This window comes from Pseudomonas sp. GW821-FHT10B02 (assembly GCF_059415665.1).
Genome location: NZ_JBWKNR010000009.1, coordinates 235,373 through 256,555 on the forward strand (window position 1 = coordinate 235,373; position 21,183 = coordinate 256,555).

At 62.5% G+C, this 21,183-nt stretch carries 21 protein-coding genes; 14 read left to right on the forward strand and 7 right to left on the reverse strand.

Features of this window, described 5'->3' with window-relative positions; genetic code table 11:
* The first annotated feature begins 43 nt into the window (after positions 1–43).
* From AC07OF_RS15620 to AC07OF_RS15660, 9 genes are all read left to right on the forward strand, one after another.
* The gene (locus AC07OF_RS15620) at positions 44–1,003 is read left to right on the forward strand and encodes an ABC transporter permease (protein WP_157192460.1); all 960 of its coding nucleotides are present in this window, start codon (positions 44–46) and stop codon (positions 1,001–1,003) included.
* 3 nt (positions 1,004–1,006) lie between these two features.
* Positions 1,007–1,834, forward strand: coding sequence for an ABC transporter permease (locus AC07OF_RS15625; protein ID WP_038610579.1), 828 nt, complete (start codon positions 1,007–1,009; stop codon positions 1,832–1,834).
* A 2-nt stretch (positions 1,835–1,836) separates the two neighbouring features.
* Positions 1,837–3,483: an ABC transporter ATP-binding protein gene (locus AC07OF_RS15630; RefSeq protein WP_157192461.1), complete on the forward strand. Its 1,647-nt coding sequence runs from the start codon at positions 1,837–1,839 to the stop codon at positions 3,481–3,483.
* An 11-nt stretch (positions 3,484–3,494) separates the two neighbouring features.
* A complete protein-coding gene (locus AC07OF_RS15635) occupies positions 3,495–4,196 on the forward strand; it encodes an NAD(P)H-dependent oxidoreductase (RefSeq protein WP_495073124.1) in 702 nt (233 codons plus the stop codon).
* 183 nt (positions 4,197–4,379) lie between these two features.
* On the forward strand, positions 4,380–5,483 hold the full coding sequence (locus AC07OF_RS15640) for a polyamine ABC transporter substrate-binding protein (RefSeq protein WP_157192463.1): 1,104 nt from the start codon (positions 4,380–4,382) through the stop codon (positions 5,481–5,483).
* A gap of 33 nt (positions 5,484–5,516) precedes the next feature.
* The gene (locus AC07OF_RS15645; RefSeq protein WP_157192464.1) at positions 5,517–6,935 is read left to right on the forward strand and encodes an aminotransferase; all 1,419 of its coding nucleotides are present in this window, start codon (positions 5,517–5,519) and stop codon (positions 6,933–6,935) included.
* Positions 6,936–6,982: 47 nt separating this feature from the next.
* Positions 6,983–7,804, forward strand: coding sequence for a helix-turn-helix transcriptional regulator (locus tag AC07OF_RS15650; protein ID WP_157192465.1), 822 nt, complete (start codon positions 6,983–6,985; stop codon positions 7,802–7,804).
* A gap of 79 nt (positions 7,805–7,883) precedes the next feature.
* Positions 7,884–8,339, forward strand: a complete 456-nt coding sequence (locus AC07OF_RS15655; protein ID WP_476447200.1) for a carboxypeptidase regulatory-like domain-containing protein — start codon at positions 7,884–7,886, stop codon at positions 8,337–8,339.
* Positions 8,340–8,348: 9 nt separating this feature from the next.
* Complete coding sequence (locus tag AC07OF_RS15660; protein ID WP_495073125.1) at positions 8,349–9,107, forward strand: phytanoyl-CoA dioxygenase family protein; 759 nt, start codon at positions 8,349–8,351, stop codon at positions 9,105–9,107.
* Positions 9,108–9,110: 3 nt separating this feature from the next.
* Here AC07OF_RS15660 and AC07OF_RS15665 read toward each other — a convergent pair whose 3' ends face one another.
* Together AC07OF_RS15665 and AC07OF_RS15670 are read right to left on the reverse strand one after the other, a co-directional pair.
* The gene (locus tag AC07OF_RS15665; protein WP_476447198.1) at positions 9,111–10,007 is read right to left on the reverse strand and encodes a universal stress protein; all 897 of its coding nucleotides are present in this window, start codon (positions 10,005–10,007) and stop codon (positions 9,111–9,113) included.
* Between the two features lie 105 nt (positions 10,008–10,112).
* Positions 10,113–11,507 (reverse strand): aldehyde dehydrogenase family protein, encoded by a 1,395-nt coding sequence (locus AC07OF_RS15670; protein ID WP_495073126.1) that lies wholly within the window; start codon positions 11,505–11,507, stop codon positions 10,113–10,115.
* Between the two features lie 104 nt (positions 11,508–11,611).
* Here AC07OF_RS15670 and ptrR point away from each other — a divergent pair, with 104 nt between their 5' ends.
* The 3 genes from ptrR to AC07OF_RS15685 are packed head-to-tail and all read left to right on the forward strand — an operon-like array spanning position 11,612 to position 13,895.
* On the forward strand, positions 11,612–12,526 hold the full coding sequence (ptrR, locus tag AC07OF_RS15675; protein WP_191831704.1) for a putrescine utilization regulator PtrR: 915 nt from the start codon (positions 11,612–11,614) through the stop codon (positions 12,524–12,526).
* A 43-nt stretch (positions 12,527–12,569) separates the two neighbouring features.
* The gene (locus tag AC07OF_RS15680; RefSeq protein ID WP_476447196.1) at positions 12,570–12,932 is read left to right on the forward strand and encodes a DUF3302 domain-containing protein; all 363 of its coding nucleotides are present in this window, start codon (positions 12,570–12,572) and stop codon (positions 12,930–12,932) included.
* A gap of 3 nt (positions 12,933–12,935) precedes the next feature.
* Positions 12,936–13,895, forward strand: a complete 960-nt coding sequence (locus AC07OF_RS15685) for an HlyD family secretion protein (RefSeq protein WP_157192472.1) — start codon at positions 12,936–12,938, stop codon at positions 13,893–13,895.
* 120 nt (positions 13,896–14,015) lie between these two features.
* Here the strand turns inward: AC07OF_RS15685 and AC07OF_RS15690 are convergent, their stop codons facing one another.
* From AC07OF_RS15690 to AC07OF_RS15710, 5 genes are read right to left on the reverse strand one after another with little or no spacing between them, the layout of a single operon-like run.
* Positions 14,016–15,128, reverse strand: a complete 1,113-nt coding sequence (locus AC07OF_RS15690) for an AI-2E family transporter (RefSeq protein ID WP_495073127.1) — start codon at positions 15,126–15,128, stop codon at positions 14,016–14,018.
* 25 nt (positions 15,129–15,153) lie between these two features.
* A complete protein-coding gene (locus AC07OF_RS15695; protein WP_157192474.1) occupies positions 15,154–15,717 on the reverse strand; it encodes a PqiC family protein in 564 nt (187 codons plus the stop codon).
* A 17-nt stretch (positions 15,718–15,734) separates the two neighbouring features.
* Positions 15,735–17,390: a PqiB family protein gene (locus AC07OF_RS15700; RefSeq protein WP_157192475.1), complete on the reverse strand. Its 1,656-nt coding sequence runs from the start codon at positions 17,388–17,390 to the stop codon at positions 15,735–15,737.
* Positions 17,371–18,015 (reverse strand): paraquat-inducible protein A, encoded by a 645-nt coding sequence (locus AC07OF_RS15705; RefSeq protein ID WP_038610622.1) that lies wholly within the window; start codon positions 18,013–18,015, stop codon positions 17,371–17,373. The genes AC07OF_RS15700 and AC07OF_RS15705 overlap by 20 nt, the downstream gene beginning before the upstream one ends.
* A complete protein-coding gene (locus tag AC07OF_RS15710) occupies positions 18,012–18,611 on the reverse strand; it encodes a paraquat-inducible protein A (RefSeq protein WP_157192476.1) in 600 nt (199 codons plus the stop codon). Before AC07OF_RS15710 ends, AC07OF_RS15705 begins: the two co-directional genes overlap by 4 nt.
* A gap of 183 nt (positions 18,612–18,794) precedes the next feature.
* Here AC07OF_RS15710 and AC07OF_RS15715 point away from each other — a divergent pair, with 183 nt between their 5' ends.
* Together AC07OF_RS15715 and AC07OF_RS15720 are read left to right on the forward strand one after the other, a co-directional pair.
* Entirely contained in the window at positions 18,795–19,712 is a 918-nt protein-coding gene (locus AC07OF_RS15715; protein WP_157192477.1) for an aldo/keto reductase, read from the forward strand.
* A 6-nt stretch (positions 19,713–19,718) separates the two neighbouring features.
* Positions 19,719–20,987: an NTP/NDP exchange transporter gene (locus AC07OF_RS15720; protein WP_157192478.1), complete on the forward strand. Its 1,269-nt coding sequence runs from the start codon at positions 19,719–19,721 to the stop codon at positions 20,985–20,987.
* The last annotated feature ends 196 nt before the right edge of the window (positions 20,988–21,183 follow it).

A 21,183-nucleotide genomic window follows, 5' to 3' on the forward strand; every position in this document is an offset into this window, starting at 1 on the left:
CCGCAGTGCCACCTTTCGTTGTGTCTGTTCGAGGAACTGTCCGGTGAATAGTCTTTACAAACTGCTTGTGCAGCGCCTGGCCCTGGGCCTGTTGTCGCTGTTTGCGGTGGCGGTGATCATCTTCCTGGCCGTGGGCATGCTGCCGGGCGACGTTGCCGAGGCCATGCTCGGCCAGGCCGCCACCCCGGAAACCGTAGCGGCGCTGCGGATCCAGCTGGGCCTGGATGTACCGGCACTGACCCGCTTCGGCCAGTGGGCCTGGCAACTGCTGCACGGTGATCTCGGCCTGTCGCTGGCCAACCAGCGGCCGATTGCCGAACTGATCGGCAGCCGTCTGGCCAACACCTTCAGCCTGGCGGCGCTGGCGGCGCTGGTCTCGGTACCGGTGGCGCTGTTGCTGGGCATGCTCGCGGCGCTGTACCGCAACAGCTGGTTCGACCGCCTGCTCAATACCAGTGCCTTGAGTGCGGTGTCGTTTCCCGAGTTCTTCGTCGCCTACATCCTGATCCTGGTGTTCGCGGTGAAGCTCAACTGGTTGCCGAGCATCTCCAACCTGGCCCCGGGAGCCAGTTTTGCCGAGGTGCTGGAGCGTTCGCTGCTGCCGGTGCTGACCCTGAGCCTGGTGGTGATCGCACAGATGATGCGCATGACCCGCGCGGCGCTGATCAACCTGCTGGCCAGTCCCTATATCGAGATGGCCCGGCTCAAGGGCATCAGCCCGGCGCGGATCATCTTCCGCCACGCCTTGCCCAATGCCCTGGCGCCGATCATCAACGTCGTCGCGCTGAACCTCGCCTACCTGGTGGTGGGCGTGGTGGTGGTCGAGGTGGTGTTCGTGTATCCCGGCCTCGGCCAGTTGCTGGTCGATTCGGTGGCCAAGCGTGACATCCCGGTGGTGCAGGCCTGCAGCCTGATCTTCGCCGCGACCTACATCCTGCTCAATACCACGGCCGATGTGCTGTCGATTGCCAGCAATCCACGCCTGATGCATCCGAAGGGGTAAGCCATGAGCCTGATCAAACAACTGCTGCGCGCGCCGTTGAGCGCCAAGTTCGGCCTGCTGGTGATTGCCCTGTATGTGCTGGTGGCGCTGTTCGCCCCGGTATTGGCGCCCTATGGCGAGACCCAGGTGGTCGGCGAGGGCTTTGCACCCTGGGGCGGCGAGTTCCTGCTGGGCACCGATAACCTCGGGCGCGACATGTTCAGCCGCCTGGTCTACGGCGCTCGCAACACCCTGGGCATTGCCTTTCTGACTACCGTCCTGGCCTTTGCTCTGGGCGGCTTTTGCGGGCTGGTGGCGGCGATCAAGGGCGGCTGGATCGATCAGGGCCTGTCGCGGGTGGTGGATATTCTCATGGCCATCCCGCAGCTGATCTTCGCCTTGCTGATCCTCAGCGTGGTTGGCACCACGGCCACTTCGCTGGTGCTGGTGATTGCCCTACTCGATGCCACGCGGGTGTTTCGCCTGTCACGAGCAGTGGCCATGACCGTGGTGGTCCAGGACTTTGTCGAAGCGGCACGGTTGCGCGGGGAAGGGCTGTGGTGGCTGGTCAGCCGCGAAGTACTGCCCAACGCCGCGGCACCCTTGATCGCCGAGTTTGGCCTGCGCTTCTGCTTTGTCTTCCTGTTCATCAGCGCGCTGTCGTTCCTCGGTCTGGGTATCCAGCCGCCAACCGCCGACTGGGGCAGCATGGTGCGCGACAACGCGGTACTGATCACCTTCGGTGATATCAGCCCGCTGTTGCCGGCGCTGGCAGTGGCGTTGATCACGGTCAGCGTCAATTTCGTCGTGGATTGGGTGCTTCATGCATCCAGTGGCCTCAAGGAGTGCTGAGCATGACCCAAGTGAATAATCAGAAGCCGCTGCTGGAAATCCGCGATCTGCGTATCGAAGGGCATTATGAAGACGCCTGGCATCCGTTGATCAAAGGCATCGACCTGACTCTGCAACGCGGTGAGGTGTTGGGGCTGATCGGCGAGTCGGGGGCCGGCAAGTCGACACTGGGCCTGGCGTCGATGGGCTATGTGCGCGATGGCTGCCGGATCACCGGCGGTTCGGTGCGGTTCGACGGTATGGAGCTGGTCGGCGCCCGCGCCGAAACCTTGCGCAAGCTGCGCGGCCTGCGTATCGCCTATGTAGCGCAAAGCGCTGCAGCATCGTTCAACCCGGCCCATCGCCTGATCGACCAGCATGTCGAAACCGCAGTGAAAAACGGCGGCATCGACCGCGCCCGGGCCGAGGCCGAAGCGGTCGAGCTGTACCGCGTGCTGCGCCTGCCCAATCCCGAGCAGATCGGCCAGCGTTATCCGCACCAGGTCTCCGGCGGCCAGCTGCAACGGGTGATGACCGCCATGGCCATGGCGTGTCATCCGGACCTGATCATTTTCGACGAACCGACCACCGCGCTGGACGTCACCACCCAGATCGAAGTGCTGGCGGCCATTCGTGATGCGGTCAAGACCTACGGCAGCGCAGCGCTGTACATCAGCCACGACCTGGCGGTGGTGGCGCAGATGGCCGACCGCATCATGGTCCTGCGCCACGGCAAGCTGGTGGAGGAGGCCGACACCCGCAGCATGCTCGACGCGCCGCAGCAGGATTACACCAAGTCGCTGTGGGCGGTGCGCAGCTTTCGCACCGAGCCCAAGCCTTGTCCGGTGCAGCAACGGCCATTGCTCGAAGTACGCCAGGCCTGCGCCAGCTACGGCCAGCAGCCGGTGCTGCATGATGTCTCGCTCAAGCTCCACCGGGGCCAGACCCTGGCGGTGATCGGTGAGTCCGGCAGCGGCAAGAGCTCTACGGCGCGCTTGATTACCGGCCTGCTGCCACCGACGGCGGGGCAGGTGCTGTATGACGGTGAAGCCTTGCCGGCCGATTTCCGCCAGCGCAGCAAGGAGCAGCTGCGACGGATCCAGATGATCTACCAGATCCCCGACACCGCGCTGAACCCACGCCAGCGCATCGTCGACATCATCGGCCGGCCGCTGACCTTCTACCTCGGGCTCAAGGGCCAGGCCATGCGCAAACGGGTGGCCGAACTGCTGGAGATGATCGAGCTGGACCCTGCGCTGTACATGGAACGCCAGCCGCGCGAGCTGTCCGGCGGGCAGAAGCAACGCATCTGCATTGCCCGGGCGCTGGCCGCCGATCCGCAACTGATCATCTGCGACGAGGTGACTTCGGCGCTGGACCAACTGGTGGCCGAAGGCGTGCTCAAACTGCTCAACCGCATCCAGCAACAGCTGGGTGTGGCCTACCTGTTCATTACCCACGACGTGGCCACGGTGCGCGCCATCGCCGACGAAGTGCTGGTGATGCAACGCGGGCGCGTGGTGGATCACGGCAGCCGCGATGCCATCTTCAGCCCGCCGTATCGCGACTACACCGGACTGTTGTTCTCCTCCGAGCCGGAGATGGACCCTGACTGGCTCAATCGCCTGCTGGCCAGCCGCGCCGCTCCTTCTACGCTGCAACCTGTTTAAGGAAACCCCTGATGAATGTATTGATCGTTCACGCTCATCCCGAGCCGCAATCCTTCACCGCCGCGCTGCGTGACACAGCCGTGGAAACCTTCCAGGCCCAGGGCCATCAGGTGCAGGTCAGTGACCTGTATGCGATGAACTGGAACCCGGTGGCCAGTGCCGATGACTTTGCCACGCGGGAGAATCCCGAGTACCTGGTCTATGCCCTGGAGCAGCGCCTGGGGGTCAAGAGCGGCTCGATTGCCGCGGATATCCAGGGCGAACTGGACAAGCTGTTGTGGGCAGATCTGGTGGTGCTGAACTTCCCGATCTTCTGGTTCTCGGCCCCGGCCATCCTCAAAGGCTGGATCGACCGGGTGCTGGTGTCCGGTGTCTGCTATGGCGGCAAGCGCTTCTACGACCAGGGCGGCCTGGTCGGCAAAAAAGCGTTGGTGACCGTGACCCTTGGCGGGCGCGAGCACATGTTCGGCGAAGGGGCGATCCACGGGCCGCTGGAGGATATGCTGCGGCCGATCCTGCGTGGCACCCTGGCGTATGTCGGTTTTGACGTGCTGGAGCCGTTTGTGGCCTGGCATGTGCCGTATATCAGCGAGGAGGCGCGCAAAGACTTCCTGCACAGTTACCAGCAGCGTTTGCAGCACTTGTCGGATGACCAGCCGCTGGCGTTTCCGCGTTTGTCGCAGTTTGATGAGGCGTTGTATCCGTTGGCTTGATGTACAGGTGATAGTTTTTCGCGGGGCAAGCCCGCTCCCACCGGAGGGATGTGGATCCTGTGGGAGCGGGCTTGCCCCGCGATGTTTTTAGCCACCCACCCATTCGGGTTATGGTCGCCACCCGCGAATCACCTGATAGTAAGTCCATCGGCTCACCCTGAGCAGTCACACGACGGAGTTGCTATGCGCAAGGCACTGAAGGTGATGTGCAGTCTGTTGCTGGCGTCCACTGCCACGGCCACCCTGGCCGCTGAAGTGGACGCCAGCAACACACTCAGGTTGTACAACTGGACGGACTACATCGGCGAAACCACCCTGGCCGATTTCGAGAAAGCCACGGGTATCAAGGTGATCTACGACACCTTCGATGGCTACGAAACCGTACAGACCAAATTGCTCACCGGCCGCTCCGGCTACGACCTGGTCATGCTCAACGCCTCCCTGGTGCCGCCACTGATCAAGGCCGGGGTGTTCCAGCCGCTGGACAAGCAACAGCTGCCGAGCTGGCACAATCTCGACGCCCAGGTGGTACAGGCGCTGCAAGGTTATGACCCCGGCCTGAAATACTCGGCGCCCTATACCTGGGGCAGTAATGGGGTGACCTACAACGTCGAAAAGATCAAAGCGCGCATGCCCGATGCGCCGATTGGGTCGCTGGCCATGCTGTTCGACCCGAAGATCGTCTCGCGCTTTGCCGACTGCGGCGTGACCCTGATGGACGCGCCCACCGAGGTGATCCCGCTGGCGCTCAAATACCTCGGCAAAGACCCACGCAGCGCGGCGCCGGCTGACCTCAAGGCCGTCGAAAAGCTGCTGCTGGATATCCGCCCCTATATCAAGAAATTCGACTCGGTGAACTATCTCACCAGCCTGCCCAATGGCGATGTGTGCATGGCCCTGACCTGGTCGGGCGACTACGCCATTGCCCAGGCCCGCGCCGAAGAGGCGAAAAAAGACATCAAATTGTCGTTCTTCATCCCCAAGGAAGGCTCGCTGATCTGGTTCGATAACCTTTACCTGCCCAAAGATGCCCCGCACAGCGCCAACGCCCATCGTTTCGTCGAGTTTCTGTTGCAGCCGCAGACCATGGCCGAGGTGACCAACTACATCCGCTACGCCAACAGCAACGCAGCGGCCACGACCTTGGTGCAGGCGGACATCCGCAACGATCCGGCGATCTATCCCGATGACGCTACCCGCGAACGCCTGTTTGCCCAGAAAACCCAGGACGCCCGCGATATGCGCGCGATCACCCGGGTCTGGAGCACGGTCAAGACCGGTTTCTGACTTACTTCAATTCCCATTGCCAAGGAACAGACCATGGCTACGTCCAACAACGCTGTCGCAACTGCTTTTGCCCATGATCCGCTGGTGGAGGCCGACAAGGCTCACTACATGCACGGCTATCACATGTTCGACGAGCACCGCGAGCAGGGTGCGCTGAACATTGTTGCCGGGGAGGGCGCCTATATCCGTGACACCGAGGGCAACCGCTTCCTCGATGCGGTAGGCGGCATGTGGTGCACCAACATTGGCCTGGGCCGCGAGGAAATGGCCCTGGCCATCGCCGACCAGGTGCGCAAGCTGGCCTATTCCAACCCGTTTTCCGACATGGCCAACACCGTTGCCATCGAGCTGTGCGAAAAGCTCGCCCAGCTGGCACCGGGTGATCTAGACCATGTGTTCCTCACCACCGGTGGCTCGACCGCAGTCGATACCGCCTACCGTCTGATCCAGTACTACCAGAACTGCCGCGGCAAGCCGCACAAGAAACACATCATCGCGCGCTACAACGCCTATCACGGCTCGACCACGCTGACCATGTCGATCGGCAACAAGGCGGCCGACCGTGTGCCGGAGTTCGACTACGCCCACGATCTGATCCACCACGTTTCCAACCCCAACCCGTACCGGGCGCCGGATGACATGGACGAGGCCGAGTTCCTCGACTTCCTGGTGGCCGAGTTCGAAGACAAGATCCTCTCGCTGGGCGCCGACAATGTCGCGGCGTTCTTTGCCGAGCCGATCATGGGGTCGGGCGGGGTGATCATCCCGCCCAAGGATTACTTCCTGCGCATGTGGCAGGTCTGCCAGACCTACGACATCCTCTTCGTCGCCGACGAGGTGGTGACGTCCTTCGGCCGCCTCGGCACTTTCTTCGCCAGCGAAGAACTGTTCGGCGTGCAGCCGGACATCATTACCACCGCCAAAGGCCTGACCTCGGCCTACCTGCCGCTGGGCGCTTGCATCTTCTCCGATCGCATCTGGAAGGTGATTGCCGAGCCGGGCAAGGGCCGTTGCTTCACCCACGGTTTTACCTACAGTGGCCACCCGGTGTGCTGCACGGCGGCGCTGAAGAATATCGAGATCATCGAGCGGGAAAACCTGCTGGCCCACGTCAATGATGTCGGCGGCTACCTGGAGCAGCGCCTGCAAAGCCTGCGTGAGCTGCCGCTGGTGGGCGACGTGCGTTGCATGAAGCTGATGGCCTGCGTCGAGTTCGTCGCCGACAAGCGCAGCAAGGCGTTGTTCGCCGATGCGGTGAACATCGGCGAGCGCATCCACCGCCGCGCTCAGGACAAAGGCTTGCTGGTACGGCCAATCATGCACCTGAACGTGATGTCACCGCCGTTGATCATCACCCATGCGCAGGTGGACGAGATTGTCGAGGTGCTGCGTCAGTGCATTGTCGAGACCGCCACCGAGTTGCGCCGTGAAGGGCTGTACAGCGGCACATGAGTGGCCCACAGGTGCAGGCTCGTGCTCCAGCCGTTAGACTGCGGAGCATGAGCCACGCATCCGCTGAAACCCCGATCTGTCTGTCTTTTGGCGCCCTGCAGCAATGGCATGCAGCGCTGCAGAACGCTGTTGCCCATAGCGAAGCGCCGGATGCCCTCGGGCATCTGGCCGCGGCCATCAGCCAGCTGGTGGCGGTCGAGTCGATGATGATCAGCCTCGAGTGCCAGGGCCAGGCACCGCAGCTGCTGTACCAGCAGGGCATTCCCGAGCAGCACCGCGACGCCATCCTCAATCGCTACTTCGCCGCGGGCTACCTGCTCGATCCCTTTTGTCTGGCAGTGGAGAGCGGTCTGGCGCAAGGCTTCTACCATCTCGAAGACATCGCCCCGGACCACTTCTTCGACAGTGACTATTACAAGACCTATTACCTGGGCACCGGCTGCAGTGAAGACAGCTATTTCATTGCCGATATCGGTGATGCGCGGAAGATTTCCCTGAGCCTGTTCCAGGGCTGCAGCGGTTCGCGCCTGAGTACCGAGCAGGTCCATCTGTTGCGCGCCGTCGAGCCGATGGTTCGCGAGCTGCTGGCGCGCTTCGCCCGTCATGGCCTGGCGCAAACCGGCAATACCGGCGGGCACAACAGTCTCCAGGCCGCATTCGACAGTTTTGGCTGCCAGGTGCTGACCGATCGCGAGCGCGAAGTGGCGCACATGATCCTGCGCGGTCACTCGGCCAAGTCCACGGCCAGCGAACTGGGTATTTCCCCGGAAACCGTGCGCATGCACCGCAAGAATCTCTACCAGAAGCTGCAGATCAACTCGCAATCGGAGCTTTTTGCGCGTTTTATCGACTGGTTACGCGAGGGCTGAGCCGCGTGTCAGGCGCAGGGCTGCGACACTGGAATGCACGGGATAATAAGGGGGCCAGATACTGTTTGGAGGTCTCGCCATGAACCGTTACCAGAACAGCCTTCTGAATGGCCTCGCCCTGGCGCTGGCCCTGTCTTGCGTGGCACCGGCAGTGGTTGCCCAACCGAGCGCCGAAGAGCCCATCGATATGTCCGCGGTGCACCTGCAGCCCAAGGAGCAGAACGGCATCAGCTACCTGGAGGGCGGCATTGGCATCGATGAGTCCCGCGCCCTGCAACAGACGCGCGGCTACAACCTGCAAATCACCCTGTCGTCCGGGCCGGACAACAAGTACCAGAGCGGTGCCGAGTTGCGCATCGAATCCGCCAACGGCCAGCCAGTGCTGACCCTGCAGGACGTCGGACCGATGCTTTATGCCAAAGTCCCGGCCGGTCATTACCAGGTGGTTGCCAGTCTCAACGGGCAACAGATGCGTCAGCAGGTGCTGATCGACGGTACCGCGCCGGTCAAGGTCAACCTGCACTGGCCTGAGTAGAGCGCCAGCATGGACGATCAACCCTTGCTGAGCCTGGGCCTCAGCGCTCTGCGGGGTGACGGCTTCCTGCTGTTGCCCGGGGTGCTGGCGCCCTCGCAGGTTGCTCAGTTGCAAGCCGCGATCAGTAGCCTGGTGCCCCGGCACTGGGACTACAACGGCCTGCTGGAACACTACAAATGCGTGTTCAACCGCGACCCGTTGTGGCTGGCCTATCTCGACCTGCCTGGGGTCATCGAGCTGGCCGAAGCGGCGCTGGGCGAGGATTGCCACATCGTCGGCCAGACCGCCTGGCGTAGCCATCCCGGCTATCAGGGCATGCCGTTGCACCTGGATTATCTGGTGATGGAGTTACCGCCATCCCTGTTGGTCGACCCCGCTTTCGAGCTGCCCATGCAGATCTGTACCGTGCAGTTTTACCTGGACGATATCGACGCCGAGCTCTGCCCGACCCAAGTGGTTCCAGGCAGCCACAGGGCAGGGCGCAAGCCGGCGCCGGGTGAGCAGCAGTGGCAGGGACAGTCAGCGCGGAGCATTCTCTGCCGCGCGGGCGATGCTTTGATGTTTCGCAGCGAACTCTGGCACGGTGCCAGCGACAACCGCAGCACCGATCGCACGCGCTCGATGCTGCAGGTGCACTATGGCCGGCGCATGGTTGCGCAGAAGTTCTCGCCGTACCTGCACTGGCAATTCAACCCCGAAGTGCTCGCCGCTGCGACGCCACGCCAGCGCCGTCTGCTCGGCGAGCATGCCGAAGCCGAATACGATTGACACTCAGGCCACGGCCTTGACCGCCAGGACATTGCACAGGTTGTGATCGATGACATGCTCGGTGGTGCTGCCGGTCAGGCGCTCCAGCAGTTTGCGCGGATGATTGCCCATCACCAGCACGTCGGTGCGGTTGTGGGCGACGAAGTCGGCGATGCTGCGGGTGATCGGTGCCGAGAGGAAGTGCTGACGTTCCGCAGGTACACCGTGCGCTACGGCCAAATGCTCGAAAGCCTTGTGGATCGACTTGCGCACATCGCCGCCGAAGCCGGGCATGGTCACGGTGCCGGCGCCGAAATCGGAGATATGGGTCTGGGCGTTGTCGCACACATGCAGCAGGTGCAGCTCGGCGTTGCACTGGCGGGCGAGGCTGGCAGCGGCCTCGATCACGGTCTGGTTGAGGTCGTTGTGGGGGTGTTCGGGGTGGGTCGGGTCGACGGCGGCCACCACCACGCGCGGCAGCGGGCAATGTACTGCCGAGACCAGATGCACCGGACACGGGCATTCGCGCAGCAGCTGCCAGTCCAGCGGGGTAAACAGCAGGCGCTTGTAGGCGGGCTCGTGCAGCACATCTTTGATCAGCAGGTCCGGCTCGATCTCCGCCACTTGGTCCAGGGTCGCGCCCAGCAGATCACGGGTCAGGACCACCTCGGTGCTGACCCGGATACCGTTTTCATGCAGCAACGTGGCTTCATCGGCGAGCCACTGGCGGCTGTCTTCTACGCGGGTCTGGTTGCGGTGTTCATCGCCGCTGAGCAGGCCGAGGGTGTCGAGCTCCTCGACAATCGCGCAGATATGCAGGGTGGCACCGGTGGCGTGGGCCAGCGCGGCGGCGCGCTCCAGTGCCGGGGTGTGGCGCATGTCGTCGCCGACCATCAGGAACAGGCGTTGGTACTGGCTCATGGTGCACCTCCGGTCGCGTTGCATTGCCAGCCCCCGAGCTAGAGTTTAGCCCATTGCCTGCAACGCTCCCGGAGCCAGTACCTATGCGAGCCGACCGCTGGTCATTCAGCCGCGGCGGTCCAGCCAGACAGTCTGTGCGTTGCAGAACTCACGCACGCCGAAGTGCGAGAGTTCGCGGCCGAAACCACTCTTCTTGACCCCGCCGAAGGTGACGCGCGGGTCGCTGGCGCAGTAGCCGTTGATGAACACGCCGCCGGTGTCCAGCTCCTCGGTGAGCTGGGCAGCCAGTTCCAGGTCCTGGGTGTAGATCGTCGAGGCCAGGCCGAATTCGCTGTCGTTGGCCAGTTCCAGGGCGTGGCGGGCGTCGCGGGCGGTGATGATCGAGGCCACCGGGCCGAACAGCTCCTGGCGGAACGAGGTCATCTGGTCGGTGACATCGGCCAGCACCGTCGGTGCGTAGTAATTGCCCGCGCCTTCGGCCTTGTGCCCGCCCAGCAGCAGGGTCGCGCCTTCAGCCAGGGTGGCCTGGACCTGCTCATCGAGCTCGTCGCGCAGGTCGAAACGGGCCATCGGGCCCAGGTAGGTCTGCTCCGACAGCGGATCGCCCATGACCAGCTGACGGGTGGCTTCGACGAACTTTTCGGTAAAGGCGTCGACCACGCCTTGCTCGACGATCAGACGCTTGGCCGCAGCGCAGACCTGGCCGGTGTTGGCGTAGCGGCCGATTACCGCGGCCTTGACCGCTTCATCGAGGTTGGCGTCGTTAAGCACGATGAACGGATCGGAACCGCCCAGCTCCAGCACGCATTTTTTCAGCGCGGCACCGGCCTGGGCACCGATGGCCATGCCGGCGCGCACACTGCCGGTCAGGGTCACGGCGGCGATGCGCGGGTCCTTGATAGCCTGGGACACACCGTCGGGGGTGACGTTGATGACTTCGAACACACCCTCAGGCAGGCCGGCCTGCTTGATCACGTCGAGCAGCAGGTAGGCGCTGCCCATCACGTTCGGCGCGTGCTTGAGGACATAGGTGTTGCCGGCGATCAGCGCCGGGACGGCACCGCGCAGCACCTGCCAGACCGGGAAGTTCCACGGCATTACCGCCAGGATCGGGCCCAGTGGCCGGTATTCGATGCGCGCCTTGCCGTTTTCCACCAGGGTCGATTCGGCGCTGAGCATGCCCGGGCCCTGGGCGGCGTACCACTCGCACAGTTGTGCGCATTTCTCCACTTCACCACGGGCCTGGGCCAGCGGCTTGCCCATTTCCAGGGTGATCATCCGCGCCATGGCCGCTGCGTTGTCACGGATGGCGCTGGCCAGGGCAAGGATCAGCCCGGCGCGCTCGGACACGGCGGTACGCCGCCAGTGCGCGAAACCGCCTGCAGCCCGCGTCAGCGCTGCATCGAGGTCCGCCTCGGACTGGTAAGGGTAGTGACCAATGGCTTCGCCGTTGGCGGGGTTGATCGACACGGCATGGGTATGGCTGGAGAACGCGGTCATGGCACTGTCCTGCAAAAAATTAGGGAACGGAGCCAGCGTAGAGGGCTATTCATGTTTTGAAAACTGAATAATAATGAGTCTTTCGTTCATGATTGGAGAATGATGTGGACCTGGTTCAGCTGGAAATATTCAGGGCGGTGGCTGAGCACGGCAGTATCAGCGTTGCCGCTCAGCATATGCACCGTGTGCCTTCGAACCTGACGACGCGGATCAAGCAACTGGAAGCCGATCTCGGGGTCGAGTTGTTCATCCGCGAAAAGAGCCGCCTGCGCCTGTCACCGGCGGGCTGGACCTTCCTCGATTACACCTGGCGCATCCTTGGCCTGGTCGAAGAAGCACGCTTGACCGTGGCCGGTGAAGAGCCGCGCGGGCCGTTTTCCCTGGGCTCGCTGGAGAGCACTGCAGCCGTGCGTATCCCGGCCTTGCTCGCTGCCTACAACCAGCAATACAGCAAGGTCGAGCTGGACCTTTCCACCGGACCGTCCGGGGCAATGATCGATGGCGTGCTGTCCGGGCGGCTGGTGGCGGCGTTTGTCGACGGCCCGGTGCTGCATCCGGCGCTGGACGGAGTGCCGGTGTTCGAGGAAGAGATGGTGCTGATTGCGCCGCTGAACCATGGGCCGATCAATCGCGCCCAGGATGTCAACGGCGAGAACATTTATGCCTTCAGGTCGAACTGCTCGTACCGGCATCACTTCGAACGTTGGTTCAACACCGATGGCGCGGTGCCGGGGAAGATCTTCGAGATCGAGTCCTATCACGGCATGCTCGCCTGCGTCAGTGCTGGCGCCGGCCTGGCGTTGATGCCGCGCAGCATGCTGCAGAGCATGCCAGGCTGCGCCACGGTGAGTGTCTGGCCGTTGTCCGAAGATTTCCGTTACCTCAACACCTGGCTGGTCTGGCGGCGCGGCACCGTGTCCCAGAGCCTGTCGAGTTTCGTCACACTGCTTGAGTCCCGGCGCAGCATCCCGAGTGCTGCTAGTGATGAAATTCGCAGTGAAACAGCAATGTTTGATTAGACTTCAACAACCACATCTCGCAATTTCGCTTATTGGAGCAGCCATGCTTGATTACTTTGCATTAGGGGTGTTGATCTTTGCCGGGCTGGTGCTGTTCTACGGCATCATCGTCCTGCATGACATTCCCTATGAAATCGCGGTTCATCGCAATCACCCGCATCAGGATGCGATCCATGCCACCGGCTGGGTCAGTCTGTTCACCCTGCACGCGCTGTGGCCGTTCCTGTGGATCTGGGCAATGCTCTATCGCGAGGATCGCGGTTGGGGGATTGGCGGATTGGGCGACAAGAGCGCCATTGGCGATCTCGAACGCCAGGTGTTCGAGTTGCAGCAACGGGTGGCTCATCTGGAGGAAGAGCGGGCCAAAACGGGTGCTGCGCGACCTGATTCCGGCGGGGGAGTGTAAGCCATGGACCTGTTACTGATCCTGACCTACGCCGCCATCTGTATTGCGATTTTCAAGATTTTTCGCATTCCTCTGAACAAGTGGACTGTGCCTACTGCTGTACTGGGTGGGGTGATTTTGATCGGTGCGCTGATCTTCACCATGAACTACAACCATCCTTATTCCGAAGTGGCGCGTACCTATTTCGTCTCGGTGCCGGTGATTCCGGTGGTCACCGGCAAGGTGATCGACGTGCCGGTGAAAGGCAACGAGTCGTTGAAGACCGGCGATGTCCTGTTCCGTATCGACCCGGCACCCTTTGAGTACAAGCTCAAATCACTCCAGGCTCAGCATTTGGCGGCAAAAGGTGACCTGTTCCGGATCAATGAACTGATCAAACGCAATTTCGGTACACGCCGCGAGCAGGAAACGGCGATTGCCCGCGTCGACGACCTGCAGGCGCAGATCGACAACGCCCAGTTCGAGCTGGACAACACCGTAGTGCGTGCCCCCAGCAATGGCTTTGTCACCCATGTGTCGTTGCGCGCAGGCATGATGGCGAGCAGGCTGCCGCTACGGCCGTCGATGGTGTTCATTCCTGAGGAAGGTCATTACTTTGCCGCCTGGATGCGCCAGAACAGTTTGCTGCGGCTGGTGGCCGGTGATGAGGCCGAGGTCGCCTTTGACGGTATTCCCGGCAAGGTATTCAAGGGCCAGGTGAAGAACGTGATTACGGTGATTGCCGAAGGTCAGGTACAGCCTTCCGGCACCTTGATCGGCTACACCGGATCACCGCCGGCCGGACGGGTGCCGGTGATCATCGAAATCACTGACCCTGAGTACGCCAAGTACAGCGCGCAGGTGCCGGGCGGGGCCTACGGGCAGGCGGCCATCTATAGCAAGCACTTCGAGCATATCGGCATGATGCGCAAGATCCTCCTGCGCATGGCTGCCTGGATGAACTACATCTTCCCGTTCCATTGATGTGTCACCCCTGTGGGAGCTGGCCTTGCCAGCGATGCAGACGCCGCGCAATACCTGACAGCGCAGCGATCTCATCGCCGGCAAGGCCGGCTCCCACATTGACCTGCGCCGTCCACAGGTTTAGCGATGATCCTGCCCGGCAAGCGGCTGAGGATTATCCTCAACCAATGGCTGCGCCACCCAGGACATGAACAGCTCATAACCTACCGCCAGCAGCACCGGGCCGATGAACAGGCCGATGATGCCGTTGGTGAGCATCCCGCCCAACGCACCGATCAACACCACCGGCATCGGTACGGCCACGCCACGCCCCAGCAACAGGGGTTTGAGGACGTTGTCGGAGAGGCCGGCAAGGATGGTCCAGATCGCAAAGATAATGGTGCTGACACCGACGCCGTCGTGGGCAAACACGTAGATGACCACCGGCAGGGTGATCAGCAGGATAGGCAACTGGGTGATCCCCAGCAGCAGTACCAGCAAGGCCAGCACCCCGGCAGCGGGTACGCCCATCACCACCAGACCGATGCCCACCAGCAGCATCTGGATGAAAGCGATGCCGACCACGCCTTGCGCCACTGCGCGGATGGTTGCCGTGCACAGCGCCGCCAGTTGCGGGCCACGCTGCGGGCCGGAGATGCGGGTAGCGATGGCAACGCCAGTGCGGTGGCCGCTTTCACCTTTGGCCATGATCACGCCGCCGACGATCAGCGCCAGAACAAACACCAGGATGCCCGAGCCAATGCCGGCCAGTTGGGTCAGCAACGTCTTGCTCACGCCTTTGAGGTGCGGGGCTACTTGTGACAGTGCCCAGCTCAGGTCGCCGCTGGCATGCGCCCAGATCTTGTAAAGCGGAGCGCCGATAATCGGCCAGTCGCTGACACTCAACGGCGGCGCGGGGATTTCGATGACTTGATCCTCGAAGCCCTGGATCCCCAGCCGGACCGAGTCGGCCACCGAGGTGCCGAGCAGGCTCAAAGGGCCGATCAGGCAGGCCAGGCCGACAATCACCAACAGCACCGCTGACCAGCCGGGGCGGTTGCCGAACCAGCCGGCCAAGCGCTGGTTCAAGGGGAAGAGGGTGATGGCCAGGATTACCGCCCACAACATCAGGCTCAGAAAGGGTTTGAAAATTTCGAAGCAGGACATCACCAGCACGGCGATCAATCCCGCGCGGATCAACACATCCAGCAGTTCCCTGCCGTTTCCAAACTGTATTGGTCGAGGGTCGGCCATGACAGATTCCTTGTACGTGGATGAGCTAGCGCACTGATGGACAACGCGCGGCACCGCTGCTGGCCGTTCGGCTGACCAGCTCGGTGAAGCGCTTGAGGTTCTGCTGATGGGCCAGCACCAGATCATCGATGCTCGGCCCGGCCGGGGTCTGGATCACGCTGCGACAATTGAGCGCCGCGCCGCTTTTGCCATTGCCGTTGCCGTTGACCGCACGCAAGCGCCAACTGGCATCGAACAGGGCGTACTGCCCGGGTACCGAGTCAAAACGTTGCACGTCAACCCGCAAGCTCAGGTGCGACTGGGCGGTGCTGGTGGCGAACTGATTGACCAGGGCGTTGTGCAACTCGTCGGCCAGGCTTGCGCCCCACCATTCGGTTTCAAGGATCGCCAGGCCGCTATTGCCCTCGCGGATCACTACCTGCGGGCGATCAACCTGCGGCGGTACGCTGACCCGCTCCAGCTCTACATCGACCGTGCTGGCAGGTGTGGGTTGTTGCGGCGTCAGGGTGTGGTAGTGAATCGGATCGCTGCGACAAGCTGCCAGCAGCAAGGCCAGGCCCAGCAGTGCGAATTTTGCGGCGTGCGCCATAGTCGATGCTCCTGCGGTCAATTGCGCGACGAAGGTTTGAGGTTGTCCGCTGGTGCATCCTTGGGTCTGCCACGCAGCAACGATTCGGGGTTGCGGCCCAGGTAGTCGGCCAACTCACGCAACGAGCGCGACATGCGCCCCAGCTCGTCCAGGGTCTGGGTCAGCTGTTCACGTTGCGGCGAGTCGTCGGCCAGGGTCGAGTTGGCTGATTGCAGGGTCTTGCTGACTTCCTGCAAGGTGCCCTGGACACCCGGCAAGGTGCGGCTGTTGAACTGCGCCAGGCCCTTGCGCATTTCCACCAGGTTGGCATCGAGGTTGTTGGCGATGCGCTCGATCGGCAGGCGATTGATGCGCTCGACCATGGCCTGGAACTGTTCCTGCAACTGTTCCAGGCTGCCCGGGACAGTAGGGATGGTGATAGGCCGTGCGTTCGGGTCGAAGACCACCTTCGGTGCTTTCGGGTCGAAATCCAGCGCGATGTACAGCTGCCCGGTCAGCAGGTTGCCGCTGCGGGCCTGGGCGCGCAGGCCATTGTCGATGAAGGTTCCCAGTACCTGGGCTGCGGCCTTTTCATCGTCGGGGTCGTGCCGGAGTGCCTTGAGCAGCTTGGTGTGCGCCCGGCCCAGGCGCTGCGGATAAATGACGATGCCGACGTTGACCGGGAACGAGCGCTGTTCGACATCGAAATCCAGGTTGACCGAGACCACCCGGCCAATTTCCACCCCGAGGAACTCAACCGGTGCGCCGACTTTCAGGCCGCGCAGGGCCTGGTCGAAGCGCAAAGCCAGGTACTGGGGCTTGCCGCTGGGCGGGGCGAGGGCGGTCTTCTCGTCTTCGAACAGCTCGAACACCTTGTCTTCGCTAGCTACCTGATCATCGGGGTTGAATTGCGGGGCACGGAAGGCGATGCCGCCCACCAGCAGGGACGACAGCGACTCGGTACGTACCGCAAAGCCATTGGCGCCGACTTCGACGTCGATGCCGCTGGCGTTCCAGAAACGGGTGTTGTCGGTGACAAATTCGTCATTGGGCGAGTGCACGAAGACTTCGATGTCCACGCCCTTGCCGTCCTTGGACAGCTCGTAAGCCACCACCTGACCCACTGGAATCTTGCGGTAATACACCGGCGAACCGACGCCCAGCGAGCCAAGATCATCGGTGTGCAGGGTAAAGCGCTTGCCGGGTTCGCCGTAAGTGATGGGTGGCGGCATCTCCAGCCCTTTGAAGACCTTGGCGCGGCTATTCGATTGCCCGGCATCGGCGCCGATGAAATCGCCGGACAGCAGGGTATCGATGCCGGAGATGCCGCCGGCGCCAATGCGCGGGCGCACCACCCAGAAGGTCGAGTCTTCACGGGTGAAGTTATCGGCCTGTTTGACCAGATTCACCGTGGCCGTCACGCTTTTCTGGTCACGGCTCAATTCCACCGTCGTCACATGGCCGATCACCACGTTGCGGTACTTGACCTCGGTTTTATTGGCGGTCAGGCCTTCGCCGGTCTTGAAGGTGATCTGGATGGTCGGCCCCTGTTGCAACCAGTTGTGCACCACCAGTGAAATGCCCACCAGCACGGCGACAATCGGCACAATCCACACTAGCGAGACATTGAATCGTCGGGTCTTGACCGTCGACGGGCCTGGTACTGGCGGCTCTTCAGTGGCTGCTGACTTCATCCGTGCACTCCTCGGGTTGACGGCTTTCCCAGATCATCCGGGGGTCGAAACTCATGGCGGCGAGCATGGTGAACACCACCACCAGGCCGAAAAACAGGATGCCCGGGCGCGGTTCGATATCACCCAGGGCCTGGAACTTGACCAGGGCTGCGACCAAGGCCACGACGATCACATCGAGCATCGACCAGTAGCCGATCAACTCGACGAAGCGATAGAGCTTGGAGCGCTCTTTCTGCGCCCAGTTGCTGCCGCGCTGCACGGTCACCAGCAGCAGGCCGAGGGCGACGAATTTGGTCGCAGGTACGGCGATACTGGCGATAAAGATGATCAGGGCGATGTCCCAGGCACCGTGCGACCAGAACTCGATCACCCCGCTCATGATCGTGCTGTCGTCGCCACTGCCGAGCATTTTCGTGTTCATCACCGGCAGCAGGTTGGCCGGCACATAGAACACCAGCGAGGCGATCAGGTAAGCCCAGGTGCGGGTCAGCGAATCGGGCTTGCGTGCATGCAGCGGGGCGCCGCAGCGGTCGCAGTGGTGTACCGCCACACGGGCATCGCAGGCTTTGCCGCAAGCATGGCACAGCACCAGATTGAGTTCCGAGGCCAATGGCGGGCGGTTCATGGCAGGGCATCCCATAGCTCGCGGATATCACGGCCGGCGATGCGGATCATCAACAGGCTCAGCACCGCCAGGGCCACCAGGCCGATACCGGGCAGCACATCGAGCAGACCGGCCAGTTTGAATACCGCGACCATTGCACCGAGCAGGCAGACTTCGAGCATGCTCCAGGGGCGCAGGGTCTCCAGCCAGCGCATGCACAGGCTGAAGGCCGGCGAACGCTGGCCGGCCAGGGCAAAGCCCAGCACCCAGATCAGCAACAGCAGCTGGAACATCGGGGCGATGATCATCGAGATTGCCGCCACCAGGGCGATAAAGGTAATCGGCCCGTTGGCCAGGGCGCGTACCGAGTCCCAGAGCGTGGCGCTGTTGGAAAAGCCCTGCAGGCTGATACTCATCACCGGGTAGAAATTGGCCAATAGCCACAGCACCCCGGCAGTGATGCTCAAGGCCAGGCGATGTTGCAGGGTGAGACCGTTGTAACGTTGCAGCACGGCGCCGCAGCGTTGGCACAAGGCCTTCTGGTGTTTGCCGAGGGGGACCTTGTGGTACACGCAGTCGCAATGTTCGCAAATGATCAGCTGATCGGTATCCAGCATGGGGCGCGCTCAGGCTGCGGGCGGTGACTAGGTCAATATAGTCGGCGTGTGAGGATGTTCGCGGATTTTTCGGTAATCCACGGTCTGGTGATGAACATCGGCTATACCTAACTGGCTCGACCCATCCGTACGGAGTGCGTGGAGTACAAATGTACTCCGCTGCAATTTTACAGGAGCGCAGCCATGCTCATCCGTCGTGACTTGCTTAAGGCCAGTGCCACACTTGCCGCCGGGCTGGGTTGCCTGAGCGTGGCGGGCCGCGGGTTTGCCCAGAGTAGCGCGATGCTGACACGCAAAATTGCGTCCAGCGGCGAAACGCTGGCGGTGATTGGTGCGGGAACCTCAGGCAGTTTCGAGACCGATGTCGATTCACCGCAATTCCAGCAGTTGAAACAGGTGCTCAAGGTGTTCTTCGACGGTGGCGGGCAAGTCATCGACACCTCGCCCAATTACGGCGGTGCCGACGCCGTGCTGGGCCAGTTGCTGGAGGAGGGTGGTTGGCGCGGCAAAACCTTCCTGGCTACCAAGATCGCCGCTGACAGCCGTGCCGCCGCCGAGGCGCAATGGGCCGGAACGCTGCGCAGCCTGCGCACCGACAAGGTTGATCTGCTGCAGGTCCACAACCTGCGCGACTGGCAGCGCCAGTTACCCTATGCCCGCGAACTCAAGGCCCAGGGCCTGACCCGTTATGTCGGTGTCACCCACTATGTAGACAGTGGTCTGGACGAACTTGAACGCATCTTGCGCCAGGAGCAGCTGGACTTCATCCAGATCCATTATTCGGTCAACTCGCCCGCAGCGGCGCGCACAGTCTTGCCGTTGGCCCAGGACAAGGGCGTGGCGGTGTTGATCAACCGTGCCTTCGATGATGGCCGGCTGTTTGCCAGGGTCAAAGACCAGGCGTTGCCCGCTTGGGCAGCCGAGGTGGGCATCGGCAGTTGGGCGCAGCTGTTCCTCAAGTTCGCCATCAGCCATCCGGCGGTGACCACAGTGATCCCGGCCACCAGCCGCCCGGAGCGGCAGCTCGATCAGCTCAAGGCAGGTAGCGGCCCCTTGCTCAGCGACGCCCAGCGCAAGCAGCTGATCGAGCAGTTCGCCTGAACGTCCATGGACACTCCCGGAACACGCCTGTTCAATGTCCGCGAAGGTGAAGCACCGATCGTCGTGGCGGGGCTGGCATTGTTCTTCCTGCTGTTTACCGGCTACTTCATGCTGCGCCCGGTGCGCGAGACCATGGGCGTGGCCGGCGGTGTCGAGAACCTGCAGTGGTTGTTCACCGGCACCTTTGTGCTGACGCTCATCGCTTTGCCGTTGTTTGGCTGGTTGGCGTCGAAGGTGCAGCGTCGACGTATCCTGCCCTGGACCTATGGCTTTCTGGCCAGCAACCTGCTGGTGTTTGCGGCACTGTTTGCGTTGCAGCCAGACAATCTGTGGAGCGCCCGGGCGTTCTATATCTGGTTGTCGATGTTCAATCTGTTGAGCATTTCCCTGGCCTGGAGCGTGCTGGCTGATCTGTTTTCCAGCGAGCAGGCCAAACGCCTGTTCGGGTTGTTGGCGGCTGGCGCAAGCCTGGGCGGGTTGCTCGGGCCGCTGCTGGGCACTTTGCTGGTCGGGGTGATTGGCCATGCCGGGCTGGTGCTGCTGGCCACGGCCTGCCTGTTGGGCAGCGTGGTTGCCGTTGCGTTTGTGCAACGTTTCCGGGATCGCCATCCGCTGCCGGCAGACACCGAACTGCCACGCTCGCGGCCGCTGGGCGGCAATCCTTTCGCGGGGGCCAGTGAGGTGTTTCGCTCGCCCTATCTGTTGGCGATTGCGCTGTTTGTGGTGCTGTTGGCCAGTGTCAGTACGTTCCTGTATTTCGAGCAGGCGCGGTTGGTGGCCGAGCATTTCAGCAGCCGTACCGAGCAGACCCAGGTGTTCGGGTTGATCGACACGCTGGTGCAGCTTTTGTCGATCCTGACTCAGGTGTTCATCACCGGGCATCTGGCTCGCAAGCTGGGTGTCGGTGTTTTGCTGGTGGCGGTGCCGTTGGTGATGGTGGTCGGTTTTGTCTGGCTGGCGATGGCGCCGTTGTTTGCGGTGTTTGTGGTGGTAATGGTGGTGCGCAGGGTCGGGGAGTATGCGTTGGTGCGGCCAGGGCGGGAGATGCTCTATACCGTGGTGGTGCCGGAGCATAAGTACAAGGCGAAAAATTTTACCGATACGGTGGTGTATCGCGGTGGGGATGCGCTCAGTGGCTGGGTCAAGCGCGGGCTGGATCTGTTGGGGGATCATCCGGGACTGGCGATGGTGATCGGGGCGGGGATTGCGCTGGTCTGGGCGGCGACTGGGGGGTGGTTGGGGCGGGAGCAGATTCGGCGTGAGGCTGGTAGGTGATTGTTGGCGCTGTGGTTTGTGGGTATATCCATTGGCGGTAGTGGCGCTGAGTCACCTTTCCGCCCTTACGGCGGGTTACTTTGGCAAACGCCGGTGTGCCGGCCCAGCCCAAAGTAACGCAAAGGTCTCGCCCCACCAGGGGCCCTACGCTGCGCTTCGGGTTCCCTCCTTCCGGTGTCGTTACGGGGCATTGCGA